Genomic DNA, 18,172 nt, shown 5'->3' on the forward strand with positions numbered 1-18,172 from the left:
CCGTCAGTTCGCGGCCCGCTCCTACGTTTCGGTGTGTGTCAGGCGTCATCCCTCTTGCGAGAAAGGCGTTAGACACAGGCTTGGTGCATTCGAATGCACCCATTAATTCGAGGAGCCCTCAACATGAAAATTTCAATGCGCTTCGTTTCCATCGGCGCTTCCGCGCTGGCGATTGCCACGCTCACGGCCTGCGTCGCTCCCGCGCCGGTCTACCAGACCACACGTTACCCCTACCAGGCGCCGCCACAGGCCGTTCCGTACCAGGAGGCGGCGTATGTCGAATATGGCCACGTGGCCAATATCGAAGTGCTGCGCAGCGAGACCGGTGGCACCGGCACCACCGGCGGTGGTGCCGTGGCGGGTGGGGTCGTGGGCGGCGTGGTGGGCAACCAGTTCGGGCACGGCAGCGGCCGCGCCGCGGCAACCGCCCTGGGCATCGTGGGTGGTGCACTGCTGGGCAACACCATCGAGGCTCAGCGCAACGGCCCCCGCGCCTACGAGAGCTATCGCATCTCTGTGCAGACCGACCGCGGCGGCTACCGCGCCTTCGACGTGCAGAACCCGGGCGACCTGCGCATTGGTGACCGCGTGCGCATCGACAACGGGCAGATCTCGCGCATGTAATCTGCCCACGGGCAGCTATCGCAAGCAACAAAAAGCCGGGCAGTCTGCCCGGCTTTTTGTTGTTGGCTGTCGCGGTATGCCCGCCTTTCGGTCAGTGCAGCAGATCGTTGCCCGGCGCCGTTGGAGGCACCTTGAAAAAGGCCGTGCCCGCCGTGCCGCTGCCGACTTCTTCTTCCGTGGCCTCGCGTACCGAGCGCACCGTGATGTCGAGCCGGATCGCAATGCCCGCGAGCGGATGGTTGCCGTCGAGCACCAGGTGCTCCGGGTAGATTTCGGCCACGGTGTAGATCACGTCCTTGGGCATGGCGTCGCTCACGCCCTTGGGCAGTGCGGCGCCGTCGAAGGTCATGCCTTCCTCGGTGCCTTCGGGAAACAGCGAGCGCGGCTCAAGAAAGAGCAGCTGGTCGTTGAAGTCGCCGAAGCCCTGCTCGGGCTCGAGCTGCAGCTGTACCCGGGCGCCGGGCTCGTGGCCCTGCAGGGCAGCTTCGATCACGTCGAAGAGGTCATCGCCCCCGACCATGAATTCCACCGGTTCGTCGAGCACGTCCAACACTTCGCCCAGAGTGTCTTTCATCGTCCAGGTCAGGCCGACCACGCATTGTTCAGAGATTTCCATTGCAGAATTCTCCCATGGAGACTACACAACCGCTGCCGTTGCTCGGCGGCCTGAGCGCCGCGCAGTTCATGCGGCAGTATTGGCAGAAAAAACCGTTGCTGGTGCGCCAGGCCATTCCCGCCATGGTGCCACCGATCGAGCGCGGCGCGCTGTTTGCCCTGGCCGAGCGTGAAGACGTGGAATCGCGCCTTATCCGCCAAGGCAAGGCCGGCTGGACGCTCAGGCACGGGCCGCTTGCGCGGCGTGCGCTGCCGCCGCTGAAGCAGCCCGCATGGACGCTGCTGGTGCAGGGCGTCGACCTGCATCACGACGGCGTGCATGCATTGCTGCAGCAGTTCCGCTTTCTGCCCGACGCACGGCTGGACGACCTGATGATCAGCTACGCGAGCGACCAGGGCGGCGTGGGCGCGCATTTCGACAGCTACGACGTGTTTCTGCTGCAGGCGCAGGGCACGCGGCGCTGGTCGATCGGCAAGCAGAGCGACCTGCGCCTGCAGCAAGGCGTGCCGCTCAAGATCCTCGAGCATTTCGAGCCCGAGCAAAGCTTTGTGCTGGAGCCAGGCGACATGCTCTATCTGCCGCCGCGCTATGCGCACGACGGCGTGGCGGTCGGCGACGACTGCATGACCTGCTCCATCGGCCTGCGGTCGTCCGCGGCGGGCGAGCTTGGCGCCGATCTGCTGGCGCGCATGGCGCAGGCCTATTCGGAGGCGCTCGAAGATGCGGGCCCGGCCGAGCTGGCGCGCTATCGCGATCCGTCGCAGCCCGCGGTCGATGCGCCAGCCGCCATGCCGGCCGCGCTGCAGGTCTTCGCGCGCAAGGCCGTCGAAGCCGCACTGCGCGACCCCGACGCGATCGACCGCGCACTGGGCGAATCGCTCACGGAGCCCAAGGCCAACGTCTGGTTCGACGAAGGCGCCGAAGCGCCGGACGGGTTGAACCAGGTGGTGCTCGACCGCCGCACGCGCATGCTTTACGACGCACGGCACCTGTACATCAACGGCGAGAGCTTTCGCGCCGGCGGAGCCGATGCAACGCTGATGCGGCGGCTGGCCGACCGGCGCGCGCTCGGCCCTCGCGAACTGGCGCGCGCGAGCGAGGGTGCGCTGGCGCTCTTGGCCGAGTGGTGCGAAGCGGGGTGGGTTCATGCAGGGTGAGACGCCCGCGCCTTCGGAACCGTCCTTGCCCGAAGGACGGTTCGATGGCCGCGAGGCCTTCGAGGGCATCGTGCGCGCTGCGCTCGAGAACGCGTCGCGGCAGGGCTGGAGGGAACTGGTTCTCAGCGACCCCGACTTTGCCGATTGGCCGCTCGGCGAGCGGGCCAGCATCCAGGCGCTGCAGGCCTGGTCGGCCAGCGGCCGCCGTTTTGTTCTGCTGGCGCAGCGCTTCGACGTCATCGAACGTGCCCACACGCGGCTGGTGCCGTGGCGGCGCATGTGGGACCACATCATCGAATGCAGGGCGGTCCGGCCGGAGGCGGGGAGCCCCGCGGTGCCCAGTGCCATCTGGACCCCGGATTGGTTCGCGCACCGGCACGATCCCGAACGTAGCCGCGGCGTGTGCGGCTTCGATCCGCGTGCGCGGCGCGAACTTCGAGAAACAATTGATGAGTTGTGGAGGGCAGGGCGGCCCGCATTTCCGGCATCGACGCTGGGCTTGTAAGCCAATGCCGCGAAAGAGGCTGCGAGACATAAACGGGCAGTGATGCGGGTCTAGAATTTTTTCGTTTAGATATCCATTGCCAAAGGAGTTTCCATGAAGAAGTCGTCTTCCGTCCTGCTCGCCTCGTTGATCGCCGCTGCCGCACTCGTGGCTTGCGGAAAGAAAGAGGAAGTCGCGCCGGTCGTTGTGACCCCTCCGCCCGCTCCGGTGACCGAGCCTGCGCCTCCGGCGGTTGTGGTGACACCGGCGCCGTCGACCGGTTCCGCGGCCACGGCGCCTTCGCCGGCGGCCTCATCGGCCCTGGACGCGGCCAATGCGGCGACCGAGGCTGCCAAGAAGAACGAAGCGCCCAAGCAGTAAGCAAGCTTGGCTTGCGGCGTTTCATGCGCCGGGCAAAAAGCCGCCCTCGGGCGGCTTTTTGCATGGTGGTCGAAAGACGCGAAGCCGGCCGCGCGCTCAGACGTCCAGCCAGGGCGAGCCTTCCGACGCACTGGCCGTGAGCATCTCGGCCTCGTGCCCCCCAAGGGCGTCGGCCATCAGGCGCCGCACGATCTCGGGACGGTTGTTCTGTTCGCTCAAATGCGCCGCGACCACATGGCGCAGGCCGTCGTGGCGCACCGCGCGCGCAATGTCCGCGGCCGCCGTGTTCGACAGGTGGCCATGCTTGCCGCCCACGCGCAACTTGAGAAATGCCGGATAGGCCGAGTTGGCCAGCAGCTCGCTGTCGTGGTTGAACTCGAGCAGCAGCGCGTGCACGCCGCTGAGCCTGGAAAGCACATGGGCCGTGGCATGGCCCAGGTCGGTGAGCACGCCCAGGGTCCGCGCGCCATCGGAGCAGCGCAGCTGCAGCGGCTCGCGCGCATCGTGCGGCACGGTGAAGGGCCGCACAGCGATGTTGCCGACCGCAAATTCCGTATCGTCCCGCGCGAGGTTGAGCCGGCCTTCGAAATCCCGCCCGCCCGTGGCGAGCCAGGTGCCTTCGCTCATCCAGACGGGAATGCGGCTGCGCCGCGACAGCGAATGGGCGCAGCCGATGTGGTCGCCGTGTTCGTGGGTGACGAAGATCGCGTCGATGTCGCCAGCCGTGAGGCCCGCCTTGGCGAGCCGCAGATCGAGCTGCCGCAAGCCGAAGCCGCAGTCGATCAGGAGACGCGAGGTGCGCCCGCCGCTGGTCGCTTCGACCAGCGCGGCGTTGCCCGTGCTGCCGCTGCCGAGGCTTCGGAAGCGGAGCATGCGGGCTACTTCAGGTCGTCGGCAATGACCTGGACGATGCGCTGTGCGTTGGCCGAGGTTTCGGGCGCGCCGGATTCGTCCAGGACCGAGACGGTGGTGCTCTCGCCCTGGCCGCCCTTCACGAGAATGCGGAACTTGATCGGCGCCTCGTTCTTGCTCGAGCTGCTGAACAGCTTGCCGAAGAAGCCGGGTTCCTTCTTGTCCGGGTTGGGAGTCACGTAGCGCACGTAGTAGATGCCGGCGGTGCGGTCGCGGTCTTCCACGGTGAAGCCGGTGCGGTCGAGTGCCAGGCCCACGCGGCGCCATGCGCGGTCGAAGCCTTCGCTGATCTGCACGACCGGCTGGCCGCTCACGGTGGCGACAGTGGCGGTCTTGGTCGGCGCGGTGGTTGCGGCCAGGATCTTCGACTGCTCTTGCGAGACGCCGAGCTTGACCATCAGGCGGCGCAGGAACTCGGTTTCGAGTTCAGGGTCGCTCGGGCGGGGCTGCCACACGGTCTGATCCTGGCGGCTGTTGTTGTAGACCTCCTGCATGCCGCGGTGGCTGATGAAGATCTCGGTGCCGGTGGGCGTGCGCTCCAGGCGGGTGCGGAAGCGGTCGAGTTCGCCGGTCGAGTAGACCGAATCGACCAGCTTGCCCAGCGTGCCGCGGATGATGTCCTGCGGCAGCTTGGCGCGGTTCTCGGCCCAGTCGGTTTCCATGATGCCGAGGTTGCGCTGCTCGGTGGTCAAGAGGAAGCCGCTTTCCTGCCAGAAGTCTTTCACCGGGTCCCAAAGCTGGTCGGGCGAGCGGTTGATGACGATCCAGCGCTGCGTGCCCGAGCGCTCCATGCGCACGTCGCCGATGTTGGCCACCGCGGTCGGAATGCCCGGCGCGTTGGCAACGCCGGCCTGGTAGGCGTTGGCCGTGACCGCGCCGCCCGGCACCGCATAGCGGTTTTCGCGCGAAAGCTGCGAGAGGTCGGGCGGAACTTCGAGCGTCGGGGCTTTGCCGGCGCTCTTGTAGTCGATCTTGTCGCTCTCGAGGACGGAGCAGGCGGCGAGGCTGACAACGATTGCCAGCAGTGCGAATCGCGAGATGTGCGAAAGGTTCTTCAACGTCGTCTTCCTTGTTGGAATGGGTTCGGTCAATCTAGGGGCCGCATTGCCCGCACTCTCTGAGCACGGTTCGGGCAAAAGGTTGCTTGACCTTGATGCGGCAGGCGAAAAAGAAGTACGGGAGGTGTATGGGAGCGGCGGACCGGCTCAGCCCTTGAGCAGGCCGGTGGCACGCAGGGCGGCCTCGACCACGGGGCGGTTCGATTCGGCCAGTTCGGTAAGCGGCAGCCGCAGCGTGCCCCCGCAGAGTCCGAGCCTGGACATGGCCCACTTGAGCGGGATCGGGTTGGGCTCGACGAACAGGTGGCGATGCAGCGGCATGAGCTCGAACTGGATCTCCATGGCGCGCCGCACGTCGCCTGCAATGGCTGCAACGCACAGCTCGTGCATCTTGCGCGGCGCAATGTTGGCCGTGACGCTGATGTTGCCTTGGCCGCCGCAGAGCATGAGGGCCACGGCGGTGGGGTCGTCGCCCGAATACACGGCAAAGTGCTTTGGCAGATCGCGAATCAGCCACTGCGCGCGTTCGATGTTGCCGGTGGCTTCCTTGATGCCGATGATGCCCGGCACCTGCGCGAGCCGCAGCACGGTGTCGTGCGCCATATCGGCCACGGTGCGGCCGGGCACGTTGTACAGCACGGTGGGCAGGTCGCCCACGGCTTCGGCGATGGCCTTGAAGTGCTGGTACTGGCCTTCTTGCGTCGGCTTGTTGTAGTAGGGCACGACCTGCAGTTGCGAATCGGCGCCCACGCCTTTGGCGAAGCGGGCGAGCTCGATGGCTTCCTTGGTCGAGTTGGCGCCGCAGCCTGCCATCACGGGCACTCGGCCCTTGGCCTGCTCGACCGCCACGCGGATGATTTCGCAATGCTCTTCCACGTCGACCGTGGGCGATTCGCCGGTGGTGCCGACCACGCCGAGGCAGTCGGTGCCTTCGTCGATGTGCCAGTCGATCAGCCGGCGCAGGGCGGGATAGTCGACACTGCCGTCGTCGTGCATCGGCGTGACGAGAGCGACGATGCTGCCTGTCAGTTGCTCCAAGGGGGAATCTCTCTGTCGGTGGACGAAAGCGCCGATTCTACTTACTCCGTGGTCGGCGGAAACCGGCCCCCCGGTGGGGTCAGTTTCCCCGCAGCGGATGGCGTGCGGGCTGGCCCGGACCGGCCTCGCCGGCACGGACGGCGGCAATGCGCTGAACGAAGCGCGGCGGCTCGTCAAGAAAACCGTCTTCATAGGCCACGACGCGCAGCTCCCGGCAGGCGGCCAGCAGTTCGCCGGGCTGCAGCAGGAAGTCCGGGCGCGAGGGCTTGCCCACGCTTTCGTTGCCGGCCGCAAAGGTTTCGTAGAGCAGCACGCCGCCGGGCGCAACCGCGGCCACGATGTCCGCCATGCGCGGGCGCCACAGGTAGTTGGTAACGACCACCGCGCCGAAAGCCCCGCCGGCGAAAGGCCAGGGGCCGGATTCGATGTCGGCCGTCAGGGTATGGCCGAAGGCACTTGCGGCCTGGGTGGCCTCCGGTGAGCGATCGACGCCGGTGACCAGATGTCCGCGTCCCTCGAACCATTGCATGTGCCGCCCCTGGCCGCAGGCCACGTCGAGCACCGTGGCGCCGGGCGCGAGCAGGTGCGACCACTTCACGATCCATTCCGAGGGCGCCAGTCCGGCGTGCGGGTTTGCCATGTCTTTCATGGCGATCAGAAGCAGGACCAGACCTGGTCGACCAGCGTCACGAGAAAGCTCGGGTGAACGTAGAGCGCGAAAACGCCGCCCAGCACCGCCAGCGCGCCGGCCAGCCAGCCGGCATGCACGAGGCGATGGCGCAACTGCGAAGTCATGTATCGGTCCATTCTCCGTCGTCAGCCCGGCACCGCGGCCGGCTGGTCGCCGCGCGCAATGGCGCTTTCCTTGACCGGCAGGTTGATCAGCGCTGCGAACACGCCCAACGCGATCGCGATGTACCAGACGATGTCGTAGCTGCCCGTGGTGTCGTACAGATAGCCGCCGAGCCAGACGCCGATGAACGACCCCACCTGGTGGCTCAGGAACACGAAGCCGCTGAGCATCGACAGGTGCGCCACCCCGAAGATGCCCGCGATGATCGCATTGGTGGCGGGCACGGTCGAAAGCCAGAGAAAGCCCATAGCCGCCGAGAACACATACACGCTGAGCGGCGAAATCGGCACCAGCAGGAACAGCATGATCGACACCGCCCGCGCAAGGTAGATGGCCGCCAGGATCTTGCGCTTGGCCAGCTTCTGTCCCAGCAAACCGACCGTGTAGGTGCCGAACACGTTGAAGAGCCCGATCAGCGCCAGCGCGTAGCCCGCCACGTCGGCCGCCAGGCGCTGGTCGCGCAGGTAGGTCGGCATGTGGATGCCGATGAAAGCAAGCTGGAAGCCGCAGACGAAGTACCCGGCCATCAGCAGGCCGAAGCTGGGGTAGCGGAAGGCCTCGCCCACGGCCTGCAGCACCGATTGGTCGCGACGGCCGGCCAACGCCCCACGCTGCGGTTCGCGCAGGCCGAAGGCCAGCGGCACGATCACCAGCGCCAGCACTGCCACCACCGCCAGCGCGGTCTGCCAGCCCAGGTGGCCGATCAGGCGGCCCTCGATGGGCGCCATCAGGAACTGGCCGAACGAGCCGGCCGCCGCCGCCACGCCCATGGCCCACGAGCGCCGCTCGGCCGGAATCTGGCGCCCGATCACGCCGTAGACGACCGCATAGGTCGTACCCGCTTGCGCCGCGCCGATCAGCACGCCGGCGCTCAGCGTGAACAGCAGCGGCGTGGGCGAATACGCCATGCCCAGCAGGCCCAGCGCATAGAACGCCGTGCCTGCGATCAGGACCCGGAAGGCGCCGAAGCGGTCGGCTACCATGCCCGCGAACACCCCGAAGATGCCCCACGACAGGTTCTGGACAGCCAGCGCGAACGAAAAGGTCTGGCGGGTCCAGTCCTGTGCCTGCGTGATCGGCTGCAGCCAGAGGCCGAAGCCGTGGCGGATGCCCATCGAAAGCGTGACGATCATGGCGCCGCAGATCAGCACCTGCTTGATCGAGAGAGTGGGGGCGGAGGCTTGCATGGCGTCGAATGTAGCGACTTGCACTCATTGGCAGGCGGAGGCGCCTCCTGTCATTGATGATTTATGGCGGGGGCTTTGATGCGCTCCAGGCATCAAAGCGAACGGGAGCTGCGACCGCGTCGAAATTCGATGCATGGAACTGCGGCCGGACGATGCTGCTGTATGGGTATCCAGTCATTTGGATTCGACTGACTACAATCCGCCCCCATGGCGACTCCCCTCAAGACTCCCCCCAGTTCATCGTCCGCGTCCTCCGGGTATTCGGAAGGTTCCATCCGCGTGCTCAAGGGCCTGGAGCCCGTCAAGCAGCGCCCGGGCATGTACACCCGGACCGACAACCCCCTGCACATCATCCAGGAAGTGCTCGACAACGCCGCCGACGAGGCGCTGGCAGGCTACGGCAAGAAGATCAAGGTCACGCTGCACACCGACGGCTCGGTGAGCATCGAAGACGACGGCCGCGGCATTCCGTTCGGCATGCACCCCGAAGAAAAGGCGCCGGTGGTCGAACTGGTGTTCACCCGGCTGCACGCGGGCGGAAAGTTCGACAAAGGCTCGGGCGGCGCCTACAGCTTCTCGGGCGGCCTGCACGGCGTGGGCGTGTCGGTGACCAATGCGCTTTCCAAGCGGCTTGAAGTCGTCTCGCACCGCGAAGGCTCGGTGGCCAGGCTGGCCTTCAGTGCCGGCGATGTGATCGAGGCGCTCGAAATCCGCAAGCTCGAGGCCGGCGAGCGCCGCCAGGGCACCACCGTGCGCGCCTGGCCCGACGCCAAGTATTTCGAGACCGCCGCCCTGCCCATGAGCGAACTCACGCACCTGCTGCGCAGCAAGGCCGTGCTGATGCCGGGCGTGAGCGTCACGCTCACGGTCGAGAAGACCAAGGAAACGCAACAGTGGCTCTACAAGGGCGGCCTGAGCGACTACCTGATGCAGACGCTGAGCGGCGACCCGGTGATTCCGCTGTTCGAAGGCAGCGGCCATGCCGACAAGAACGCCGACAACTTCGCCGAAGGCGAGGGCGCCGACTGGTGCGTGGCCTTCACCGAAGACGGCCAGCCGGTGCGCGAGAGCTACGTCAACCTGATTCCCACCAGCGCCGGCGGCACGCATGAAAGTGGCCTTCGCGATGGCCTCTTCACAGCGGTGAAGGGCTTCATCGAACTGCACTCGCTGCTGCCCAAGGGCGTGAAGCTCCTGCCCGAAGACGTGTTCGCGCGCGCCTCGTACGTGCTGAGTGCCAAGGTGCTCGACCCGCAGTTCCAGGGCCAGATCAAGGAACGGCTCAACTCGCGCGATGCGGTGCGGCTGGTGTCGAGCTTCGTGCGCCCGGCGCTCGAGCTGTGGCTCAACCAGCACGTCGACTACGGCAAGAAGCTCGCCGAGCTGGCCATCAAGGCCGCGCAGACGCGCCAGCGCGCCGGCCAGAAGGTCGAGAAGCGCAAGGGCTCCGGCGTGGCCGTGCTGCCCGGCAAGCTGACCGATTGCGAGAGCAAGGACATCAGCCACAACGAAGTCTTCCTGGTCGAGGGCGACTCGGCCGGCGGCAGCGCCAAGATGGGCCGCGACAAGGAGAGCCAGGCCATCCTGCCGCTGCGCGGCAAGGTGCTGAACACCTGGGAAGTCGAGCGCGACCGGCTCTTTGCCAACACCGAAATCCACGACATCTCGGTGGCCGTGGGCGTCGATCCGCACGGCCCCGCCGACACGCCCGACATGAGCGGCCTGCGCTACGGCAAGATCTGCATCCTTTCCGATGCCGACGTGGACGGCTCGCACATCCAGGTGCTGCTGCTCACGCTGTTCTTCCGGCATTTTCCGAAACTCATCGAAGCCGGCCACGTGTATGTCGCAAAGCCGCCACTTTTTCGCGTCGATGCCCCGGCGCGCGGCAAGAAACCGGCTTCCAAGGTCTATGCCCTCGACGAGGGCGAACTGACCGCCACCCTGGATAAACTGCGCAAGGACGGCGTGCGCGAAGGCGCCTGGAGCATCAGCCGCTTCAAGGGCCTGGGCGAGATGAGTGCGGAACAATTGTGGGAAACCACGCTCAATCCGGATACCCGGCGCCTGATGAAGGTGCAGCTGGGGCGCTTCGACTTCACGTCCACCCAAGGGGAGATCACCAAGCTCATGGGCAAGGGCGAGGCAGCGGCTCGGCGCGAGTTGATGGAACTGCGCGCCGACGATGTCGACATCGATGTTTGATCACCCTCGTGAAAATTTCAGATCTCATGCGTCCGTTGTTCCTGGCCTTGCTGCTGCTCTGCACGCAGCACGGGCTGGCGCACGCCGCTGACATCTACGGCTACATCGACAGCAAGGGCGTGGCCCATTTCGCAGCGGAAAAGATCGACGAGCGCTACCAGATCTTCTTTCGCCGCGGGCAGAGCTTCGACACCTCGCAGGGCGTGGCACCGTTCGGACGCGGCGGGCGCAATCTCGATGGGAAGGTGCCGCAAGCTTCGCAGACCCTGCTCGCTCTTTTCGAGGCCTCGCCCAGCTACAAGACCGCGAAGGCCGCGCTGCGCGATGCGGCGGACAAGCATTCGATCGACTACGAATTGCTGCAGGCGCTGATCGCCACCGAGTCGGGCTTCGACGCGCAGGCTGTCTCGCCCAAGGGCGCGATGGGGCTCATGCAGCTCATGCCGGGCACCGCGCAGCGCTACGGCGTCTCGGCAGACAAGCGCAGCAGCATCGAAAAGAAGCTGTTCGATCCGCGCATCAACATCGCCGCCGGCTCGCGCTACCTGCGAGACCTGATCGCCATGTTCCCGGGCCAGATCGAACTGGCGCTGGCCGCCTACAACGCCGGTGAGGGCGCGGTGCAGCGCGCGGGCAACAAGATTCCGAACTACAAGGAAACGCAGAACTACGTGCAGACGGTGCTGCAGCTTTATGCCTACCTCAAGCCGTCGTCGGCGCTGGGCGGTGGAGGTGGCAGCAGCGCGCGCGGCGGCAAGGCGCCGGGTCGTATTCGCATGGAGCTGACGGTGCCGAAGGGCGGCGCCCTGGGCCGTGGCAACATGCCGCCCGATTCACCGAGCGGCATGCCGGCGATGCCCGACACGCCCGAGCAGCCGACGGTATCGGATGGCGCGGCGGAAGCGCCGCTGTCCTGATGCCGCATCCGTGCTTTCCTCGCCGATGAATCAGTCCGCCATGCACCGCCGAAGCTTCGTCCTCGGGACAGCCGCCTGCGCGCTGGCGGGCACGGCGCGCGCGCAGCATGCGGCACCGCACGACACGCTGCCCGTGGCGCCTTCCTCGAACGAGCCGTATGCGCGGTTGCAGGGCGGCGTGTCACACCACATGACTCCAGAGCAGGAGGCTCAGCGCGTCACCGAGAGCCCCGCACCCGCCGGTCTCGCCGGGCGCTGGGTGCCGCGCGCGGCCCTGCCGATTCCGCGCAGCGAGATGGCCTGGGCCACGGCGGCCGGGGGGCGCATGCACGTGGTCGGCGGCTATGGAGAGGGCGCGGTCAACCGCGACTACCACCACATCTACGATCCCAAGGCCGACCGCTGGCTGGACGGTGCGCCGTTGCCGCGCGGCGCCAACCATGTCGCGGTGACGGCCGATGACGGGCGCGTGTATGCGCTCGGCGGCTTCGTCGAACAGAACCGCCGCTCCGACATCAACGCCTACGTCTACGAGATCGCGGCCAACCGGTGGACCGCTATTGCGCCGCCGCCGCGCCCGCGCGGCGCCGCGGCCGCCGTGATGCAGGGCGGCGTTCTGCACCTGATAGGCGGTGCCTCCGAGCCCGCGGCCGAGCGCGCCAGCGTGGGCTGGCACGAGGTCTACGACCCGAAGGCCGACCGCTGGACCTCCGCCAAGCCGCTGCCCGGCGCGCGCGACCACGTAGGCTGCGTGGCGCACGGCGGTCAGATCCACGTGATCGGCGGACGCTTCAACACCTTCGAATACAACACCGACCTGCACCACGTCTACCTGACCGCGCGCGACACCTGGGAGCTGCGTGCGCCGCTGCCCACCGCGCGTTCGGGCCATGGTCTCGTGGTGTATCGCGGCCGCTTCTTCGCGATGGGCGGGGAGGGTGGCTTTCTGGTGGGCGGCGTGCCGCGCCAGGCGAAGGTGTTCGGCCAGATGGAAAGCTACGATCCCGTGGCGGACACCTGGCAGCGCCACGCACCCATGACCACGCCGCGGCACGCCGTCGGGGCCGCGGTGATCGGCGACTGGATCTACGTGGCCGGCGGCGGCGCGGTGCTCGGCGGGTCCGTGCAGTCCGCGGTGCACGAGGCTTTCACACTAGGCTGAGCGCAAGAAAAGCGCACGGCCCGCAACTGTTTTTCTTTTTCTCTTCTACATGGACTCCCAACCTCCGCTCGATCTCCAGGGTCCCACCGACGGCGACACCACCCTCACGCTGGCCGACTACGCACAAACCGCCTATCTCGAATACGCGCTCAGCGTGGTCAAAGGCCGCGCGCTGCCCGACGTGTCCGACGGCCAGAAGCCGGTGCAGCGGCGCATCCTCTATTCGATGTCGCGCATGGGCCTGGGCTTCGGCGGCGCCAACGGCACCGTGGGTGCCAAGCCCGTCAAGAGCGCGCGCGTGGTGGGCGACGTGCTCGGCCGCTTCCACCCGCACAGCGACCAGGCGGCCTATGACGCGCTGGTGCGCATGGCGCAGGATTTTTCGCAGCGCTATCCGCTGGTCGACGGCCAGGGCAACTTCGGCAGCCGCGACGGCGACGGCGCCGCGGCCATGCGCTACACCGAAGCGCGCCTTGCGCGCATCACCAGCCTGCTGCTCGACGAGATCGACGAAGGCACGGTCGACTTCATTCCCAACTACGACGGCAGCACCGAAGAACCGCGCCTCTTGCCCGCGCGCCTGCCGTTCACGCTGCTCAACGGCGCGAGCGGCATCGCGGTCGGCCTGGCCACTGAAATCCCGAGCCACAACCTGCGCGAGATCGCCGATGCCTGCGTGGCGTTGATCAAGGCGAACGGCAAGCTCAGCGACGAGGAACTGCTGCAGATCGTGCCCGGCCCCGACTACCCCGGCGGCGCCCAGATCATCAGCGGCCCGGCCGACATCGCCGACGCCTACCGCACCGGCCGCGGCTCCCTCAAGGTGCGCGCGCGCTGGAAGATCGAAGACCTTGCGCGCGGCCAATGGCAGCTCGTTGTCAACGAGCTGCCGCCCGGCGTCAGCACGCAGAAGGTGCTCGAAGAGATCGAGGAAATCACCAACCCGAAGGTCAAGGCCGGCAAGAAGGCCCTCTCCGCCGACCAGACCCAGCTGAAGGCCGCGATGCTGTCGGTGCTCGACGTGGTGCGCGACGAATCCAGCAAGGACGCCGCGGTGCGCCTGGTGTTCGAGCCCAAGACCTCGCGCATCAGCCAGGACGAGTTCATCACCACGCTGCTCGCGCAGACCTCGCTCGAAACCTCGTCGTCGATCAATCTCACGATGGTGGGCATCGACGGCAAGCCGACGCAGAAGTCGCTGCGCCAGATGCTCAACGAGTGGATCGCATTCCGCGAAATCACGGTTGAAAAGCGCTCGCGGCATCGGCTCAACAAGGTGCTGGAGCGCATCCACATCCTCGAGGGCCGGCAGCTGGTGCTGCTCAACATCGACGAGGTGATCGCGATCATTCGCGCGGCCGAGGACCCGAAGGCTGCGCTCATCGCGCGCTTCAACCTCAGCGAACGCCAGGCCGAGGACATCCTTGAAATCCGTCTGCGCCAACTCGCGCGGCTCGAGGCCATCAAGATCGAGCAGGAGCTGAAAGGCCTGCGCGAAGATCAGAAAAAGCTCGAAGACATCCTCGGCAGCCCGGCCGCGTTGCGCCGCCTGCTGGTGAAGGAGATCGAGTCCGACGCCAAGACCTTCGAAGACCCGCGCCGTACGCTGATCCAGGCCGAGAAGCGCGCCGTGGCCGAAGTCAAGGTGGTCGACGAGCCCGTCACCGTCATCGTCTCGCAGAAGGGCTGGGTCCGCGCGCAGAAGGGCTGGGCCAGCGAGAAGAATGGCGCCAACGGCGCGGCAGCGCCCGAATACAGCTTCAAGTCCGGCGACGCACTTTACGGCGCCTTCGAGTGCCGCAGCGTCGACACGCTGCTGGTCTTCGGTAGCGCCAAGGACAAATCGGTGCGCGTCTACACGGTGCCGGTGGCGTCGCTCCCCGGCGCGCGCGGCGACGGCCAACCCGTGACCACGCTCATCGAACTCGATGCCGGTACGCACGTCACGCATTTCTTTGCGGGGCCGGTGGGCGCGAGCGTGCTGCTGGCCAACACGGGCGGCTACGGCTTCATCGCCACAGTCGAGAACATGATGTCGCGCCAGCGCGGCGGCAAGGCCTTCATCGACGTGGGCGAGGGCGAGCAGCTCTGCCGACCGTCGCTGGTGGGCGGCGCGAGTGGCGCGGAGCCGATGCCGGCCGCCACGCACGTGGCCTGCGCCTCGACCGGCGGCCGCATCCTGACCTTCGACATCACCGAGCTCAAGAGCCTGCCGAAGGGCGGCCGCGGCCTCACGCTGATCGACCTGGAGGCGAAGGACACGCTGGCGGGCGCCGCGGCCTACACGCGCAGCGTGAAGATCGAAGGCATCGGCCGCGGCGGCAAGGAGCGCGACGAGACGCTGGAGATCCGCACGCTCAACAACGCGCGCGGCAGCCGTGCGCGCAAAGGCAAGGCGGCCGACCTCGGCTTCAAGCCGGCCAGCATCGTGCGGATGCTGTGATGGGCGGCATCGACATCAGCGTCATCGGCCTCTTCATTGCGGTGGTCACCGGCCTTGCCAGCTTCTGGTTCGGCCGCCGCATGCGCATGAAGCGCGGGGCCAAGCAGCGCGAGAAGGACCGCATCGCGGCGCAGGCCAACGAAACCCGGCAGCAGCGCCGGGCGCGCGAGCGCAAAGAACGCAATTAGAGGCTGTTGCAGGCCTCAGTGCAGGCCCTGCCACCAGCGCTCGTTGGTGCGCGCCTTGCCTACAGTCAGCACTTCACCGATCACCGGCGTCGCCAGTTCGATCTTCTTGGCTTCCGACAGGTCCGCGATGCGATCGAGCGGATCGTGCCAAGTGTGGAAGGCGAGGTCGAAGGTGCTGTTGTGCACCGAATAGAGCACCTTGCCGCGCAGGTCTTCAAATGCTTGCACGCTCTGTTCGGGCGTCATGTGCACCGCGGGCCAGTAGGCGTCGTAGGCGCCGTTTTCCATCAGTGCCAGATCGAAGCCGCCGAAGCGCTCCCCGATCTGCTTGAAGCCCGAAAAATAGCCGGAGTCGCCGCTGTAGAAGATTCGCTGCTCGCCGCTTTGCACCACCCATGAGGCCCACAGCGTGCGGTCGCGGTCGGTCAGCGTGCGGCCCGAGAAGTGCTGCGCTGGCGTAGCGGTGAGCTTCACGCCGTCGTGTTCGCCGCCTTGCCACCAGTCGAGCTCGGTCACGCGCTCCGCGGGCACGCCCATGGCCACGAGCCGCGCACGCACGCCCAGCGGGACGAAGTAGCGTTGCACGCGCTGAGCCAGGTACTCGATGGTGGCCACGTCGAGGTGGTCGTAATGGTCGTGCGAGAGGATCAGGCCTTCTATTGGCGGCAGCTGCTCCAGCGTGAGCGGCGGCTTGTGAAAGCGCTTGGGCCCGGCGAAGCTGAACGGCGACGCCCGCTCGCTGAACACCGGGTCGATCAGCCAGTATTTGCCCTGCAGCTTGAGCAGGTGCGACGAATGGCCGAGCCGCACCACGTGGTTGGCCTTGGCGTCGAGCGCGTCCAGGTCGGCGGTGCTCAGCATGCGCACGGGAATCGGATCGACCGGTACGGTGTCGACCTTGCTGCCGACGATGAAGCGCGACCAGATGCGCCATGCGCTGGCGGAGGGCTTGACTTCCGGGTTCGGCAGATTTTGAAAGGTGCAGCCCTTGAACTGCGGCGACGCGTCGTAGCGTGCTCCGCATCCACTGTTGCTTGTGCAGGCGGCCACCAGCGTGCAGCTGGCCGCGAACAGCAAGGTGCCGCAGCGGCGAAAGCTGCGCTGGAGGAGATTCGAGGGCTGGGCAACGTCGTTCATGGCTCGTGCGTGTTCTGGTTTTTGCGGTGCGAGCTTAGCCCGCGCGCCGCGCCGAATGGTTTCAGCGGCAGAAACATTCGGTGCAAAGGGGCATTCGCGCGGCCCGCCACCTGTCGTATGCCATGCGCTCTATGGATGACGGCGGCATGGACCGGCACACTGCAAGGCGCCACGTTTCGCGGGCTACGGAAAGGCGCACACACCATGAGCAGCAACCGCTATCCCATCATCTACGTGCGCGGCTACGCCATGACCGAAGCCGAGCGCGACGACACCGCCGCCGATCCGTTCTGCGGCTTCAACGTGGGCTCCACCGTGTATCGCGCCACCGTCAAGAAGGACGCGCCGGCGCAGAAGTTCGTCTTCGAATCTCCGGTGGTGCGGCTCCTTGCCGACTACCAATACCAGAGCGTCTATCAAAACGGCCTGGACATTCTCGACAACGACTGGAAGCCGTCTCCCGACGAAACCGGCAAGGACGTGGACGGCATTCCTGCCGCCTCCGTCATCATCTACCGCTACTACGACAGCGGCTCGGAGCTGCTCGGCGATGGCAAGTCGCGCGACGTGAAGATCTACGCACAGGGTTTGAGCAAGCTGATCCTCCGCGTGCGCGACCTGGTGGCGCAGCGCGAGGGCCTCGCTTTCCCTGCGGTCGACTTCCGCTGCTACCTGGTGGCGCATTCGATGGGCGGGCTGGTGGTGCGGGCCTTCTTGCAGAACCCGGCGCTCGGCGATGCGGCGGCGCGCGCCTGTGTCGACAAGGTGTTTACCTATGCCACGCCGCACAACGGCATCGACATGGGCGGCGTCAACGTGCCGGCCTGGCTCACGGCCAACGAGATGAACACCTTCAACCGCGAGAAGATGTCAGAGTTTCTGGATACGGCTCCTGTCGATGGCCGCATGGACTACCTGCCGGCCGCATCCTTTCCGGCCGAGCGCTTCTTCTGCATGGTGGGCTCCAACCGCGGCGACTACGAAGCGGCCAAGGGTCTTTCGCGCATGTTCGCGGGCCACGGCAGCGACGGGCTGGTGCGCATCGAGAACGCCTCGCTCTGGTCCATCGACGAGCTGAAACGCAGCAAGCCCGTGGCCACCGCCTACGCCTTTCGTTCGCACTCGGGCTACTTCGGCATCGTCAATTCGGAGGAGGCCTACCAGAATCTCGTGCGCTTTCTCTTCGGAGACGTGCGCGTCGATCTCTGGTTCGACGTCGATGGCGTCACCTTGCCGCCCGATCTGCCCAAGGACGCCGACGTGGATGCGCTCTACCAGGTCGAATTGCTGGCAGCGCCGCGCGGCAAGCGCTGGTACCTCAGCCGGCGCGTGGCCGAGGAAGACTCGCCCGCCTGCCGCACGCACAAGGAACTGACCGACCCGGAAAAGCCCGAGCGCCGCTCGATCTATCTCTCGACCGTGTTCCTTGCCAACAAGGCCCGCGTGAAGCAGGACCGGCCGACGCTGGCCTACGCCATGACGCTGGGCGTGCGCGTGCCCGACTACCAGGTGAACAAGAAGTTCTGGCTCGACGGCCACTACGAAGGCAGTTCGCTGTTCCGCGACACGCTGGTCATCGAGATCGCGCCGCCCCGGCCGGACGATCCGGCGCAGAACTGGAACGTCAAGTACGGCTGGCAGACCGACACCGCGGGGCAGGCCTCGCTCCCGATCAGTCCGAAACAGCTGGCCAATGGCAAGCTGCAGTTCATCGTGCCGCTTTCAAGCCTGGGCGCGGCGCCGGCGGCTCCCGGCATCAGCGGCAAGGTTCGGCTCGAAGTGGGCGCCTGGAGCTGAAGCGGCGTCCCGG

At 66.7% G+C, this 18,172-nt stretch carries 18 protein-coding genes; 10 read left to right on the forward strand and 8 right to left on the reverse strand.

Annotated features, from left to right (window positions below; genetic code table 11):
- Nucleotides 1-123 precede the first annotated feature (123 nt).
- Entirely contained in the window at nt 124-624 is a 501-nt protein-coding gene (locus BLR24_RS13275) for an outer membrane lipoprotein (RefSeq protein WP_093017543.1), read from the forward strand.
- Nucleotides 625-715: 91 nt separating this feature from the next.
- Here BLR24_RS13275 and BLR24_RS13280 read toward each other — a convergent pair whose 3' ends face one another.
- A complete protein-coding gene (locus tag BLR24_RS13280) occupies nt 716-1,240 on the reverse strand; it encodes an FKBP-type peptidyl-prolyl cis-trans isomerase (RefSeq protein WP_093017545.1) in 525 nt (174 codons plus the stop codon).
- 14 nt (nt 1,241-1,254) lie between these two features.
- Between BLR24_RS13280 and BLR24_RS13285 the strand changes: the two genes are divergently transcribed.
- From BLR24_RS13285 to BLR24_RS13295, 3 genes are all read left to right on the forward strand, one after another.
- Nucleotides 1,255-2,397: a cupin domain-containing protein gene (locus tag BLR24_RS13285; RefSeq protein ID WP_093017547.1), complete on the forward strand. Its 1,143-nt coding sequence runs from the start codon at nt 1,255-1,257 to the stop codon at nt 2,395-2,397.
- On the forward strand, nt 2,387-2,902 hold the full coding sequence (locus BLR24_RS13290; protein ID WP_093017549.1) for a hypothetical protein: 516 nt from the start codon (nt 2,387-2,389) through the stop codon (nt 2,900-2,902). The genes BLR24_RS13285 and BLR24_RS13290 overlap by 11 nt, the downstream gene beginning before the upstream one ends.
- A gap of 93 nt (nt 2,903-2,995) precedes the next feature.
- On the forward strand, nt 2,996-3,262 hold the full coding sequence (locus BLR24_RS13295; RefSeq protein WP_093017551.1) for a hypothetical protein: 267 nt from the start codon (nt 2,996-2,998) through the stop codon (nt 3,260-3,262).
- A 96-nt stretch (nt 3,263-3,358) separates the two neighbouring features.
- Here BLR24_RS13295 and BLR24_RS13300 read toward each other — a convergent pair whose 3' ends face one another.
- From BLR24_RS13300 to BLR24_RS13320, 6 genes are all read right to left on the reverse strand, one after another.
- Nucleotides 3,359-4,135, reverse strand: coding sequence for an MBL fold metallo-hydrolase (locus BLR24_RS13300; RefSeq protein ID WP_093017553.1), 777 nt, complete (start codon nt 4,133-4,135; stop codon nt 3,359-3,361).
- Between the two features lie 5 nt (nt 4,136-4,140).
- Nucleotides 4,141-5,232 carry an outer membrane protein assembly factor BamC gene (gene bamC, locus BLR24_RS13305; RefSeq protein ID WP_093017554.1) on the reverse strand — a complete coding sequence of 364 codons (1,092 nt, stop codon included), beginning with the start codon at nt 5,230-5,232 and terminating at the stop codon, nt 4,141-4,143.
- A gap of 147 nt (nt 5,233-5,379) precedes the next feature.
- Nucleotides 5,380-6,270 carry a 4-hydroxy-tetrahydrodipicolinate synthase gene (gene dapA, locus BLR24_RS13310; RefSeq protein ID WP_093017556.1) on the reverse strand — a complete coding sequence of 297 codons (891 nt, stop codon included), beginning with the start codon at nt 6,268-6,270 and terminating at the stop codon, nt 5,380-5,382.
- A gap of 79 nt (nt 6,271-6,349) precedes the next feature.
- Nucleotides 6,350-6,919 carry a class I SAM-dependent methyltransferase gene (locus BLR24_RS13315; protein WP_093017558.1) on the reverse strand — a complete coding sequence of 190 codons (570 nt, stop codon included), beginning with the start codon at nt 6,917-6,919 and terminating at the stop codon, nt 6,350-6,352.
- 5 nt (nt 6,920-6,924) lie between these two features.
- Nucleotides 6,925-7,065 (reverse strand): hypothetical protein, encoded by a 141-nt coding sequence (locus BLR24_RS30700; protein WP_175543267.1) that lies wholly within the window; start codon nt 7,063-7,065, stop codon nt 6,925-6,927.
- Nucleotides 7,066-7,086: 21 nt separating this feature from the next.
- The gene (locus BLR24_RS13320; RefSeq protein WP_093017560.1) at nt 7,087-8,310 is read right to left on the reverse strand and encodes an MFS transporter; all 1,224 of its coding nucleotides are present in this window, start codon (nt 8,308-8,310) and stop codon (nt 7,087-7,089) included.
- A gap of 207 nt (nt 8,311-8,517) precedes the next feature.
- Between BLR24_RS13320 and BLR24_RS13325 the strand changes: the two genes are divergently transcribed.
- Genes BLR24_RS13325 through BLR24_RS13345 form a run of 5 tightly spaced genes read left to right on the forward strand, consistent with a single transcriptional unit; the run spans nt 8,518 to nt 15,225 of the window.
- A complete protein-coding gene (locus BLR24_RS13325; RefSeq protein WP_093017562.1) occupies nt 8,518-10,515 on the forward strand; it encodes a DNA topoisomerase IV subunit B in 1,998 nt (665 codons plus the stop codon).
- 26 nt (nt 10,516-10,541) lie between these two features.
- Nucleotides 10,542-11,432, forward strand: a complete 891-nt coding sequence (locus BLR24_RS13330) for a lytic transglycosylase domain-containing protein (protein ID WP_093017564.1) — start codon at nt 10,542-10,544, stop codon at nt 11,430-11,432.
- A gap of 40 nt (nt 11,433-11,472) precedes the next feature.
- A complete protein-coding gene (locus BLR24_RS13335; RefSeq protein ID WP_093018221.1) occupies nt 11,473-12,594 on the forward strand; it encodes a Kelch repeat-containing protein in 1,122 nt (373 codons plus the stop codon).
- Nucleotides 12,595-12,643: 49 nt separating this feature from the next.
- Nucleotides 12,644-15,037, forward strand: coding sequence for a DNA topoisomerase IV subunit A (parC, locus tag BLR24_RS13340; protein ID WP_093017566.1), 2,394 nt, complete (start codon nt 12,644-12,646; stop codon nt 15,035-15,037).
- A complete protein-coding gene (locus BLR24_RS13345) occupies nt 15,037-15,225 on the forward strand; it encodes a hypothetical protein (RefSeq protein WP_055805346.1) in 189 nt (62 codons plus the stop codon). Before parC ends, BLR24_RS13345 begins: the two co-directional genes overlap by 1 nt.
- Nucleotides 15,226-15,240: 15 nt before the next feature.
- Here BLR24_RS13345 and BLR24_RS13350 read toward each other — a convergent pair whose 3' ends face one another.
- Nucleotides 15,241-16,362 carry an MBL fold metallo-hydrolase gene (locus BLR24_RS13350; protein WP_093017568.1) on the reverse strand — a complete coding sequence of 374 codons (1,122 nt, stop codon included), beginning with the start codon at nt 16,360-16,362 and terminating at the stop codon, nt 15,241-15,243.
- 204 nt (nt 16,363-16,566) lie between these two features.
- On the opposite strand from BLR24_RS13350, the gene BLR24_RS13355 reads away from it, so the two are divergent.
- The gene (locus BLR24_RS13355; protein ID WP_093017570.1) at nt 16,567-18,159 is read left to right on the forward strand and encodes an esterase/lipase family protein; all 1,593 of its coding nucleotides are present in this window, start codon (nt 16,567-16,569) and stop codon (nt 18,157-18,159) included.
- The last annotated feature ends 13 nt before the right edge of the window (nt 18,160-18,172 follow it).

Source organism: Variovorax sp. OV700 (assembly GCF_900099805.1).
Classification (GTDB): Bacteria; Pseudomonadota; Gammaproteobacteria; order Burkholderiales; family Burkholderiaceae_C; genus Variovorax.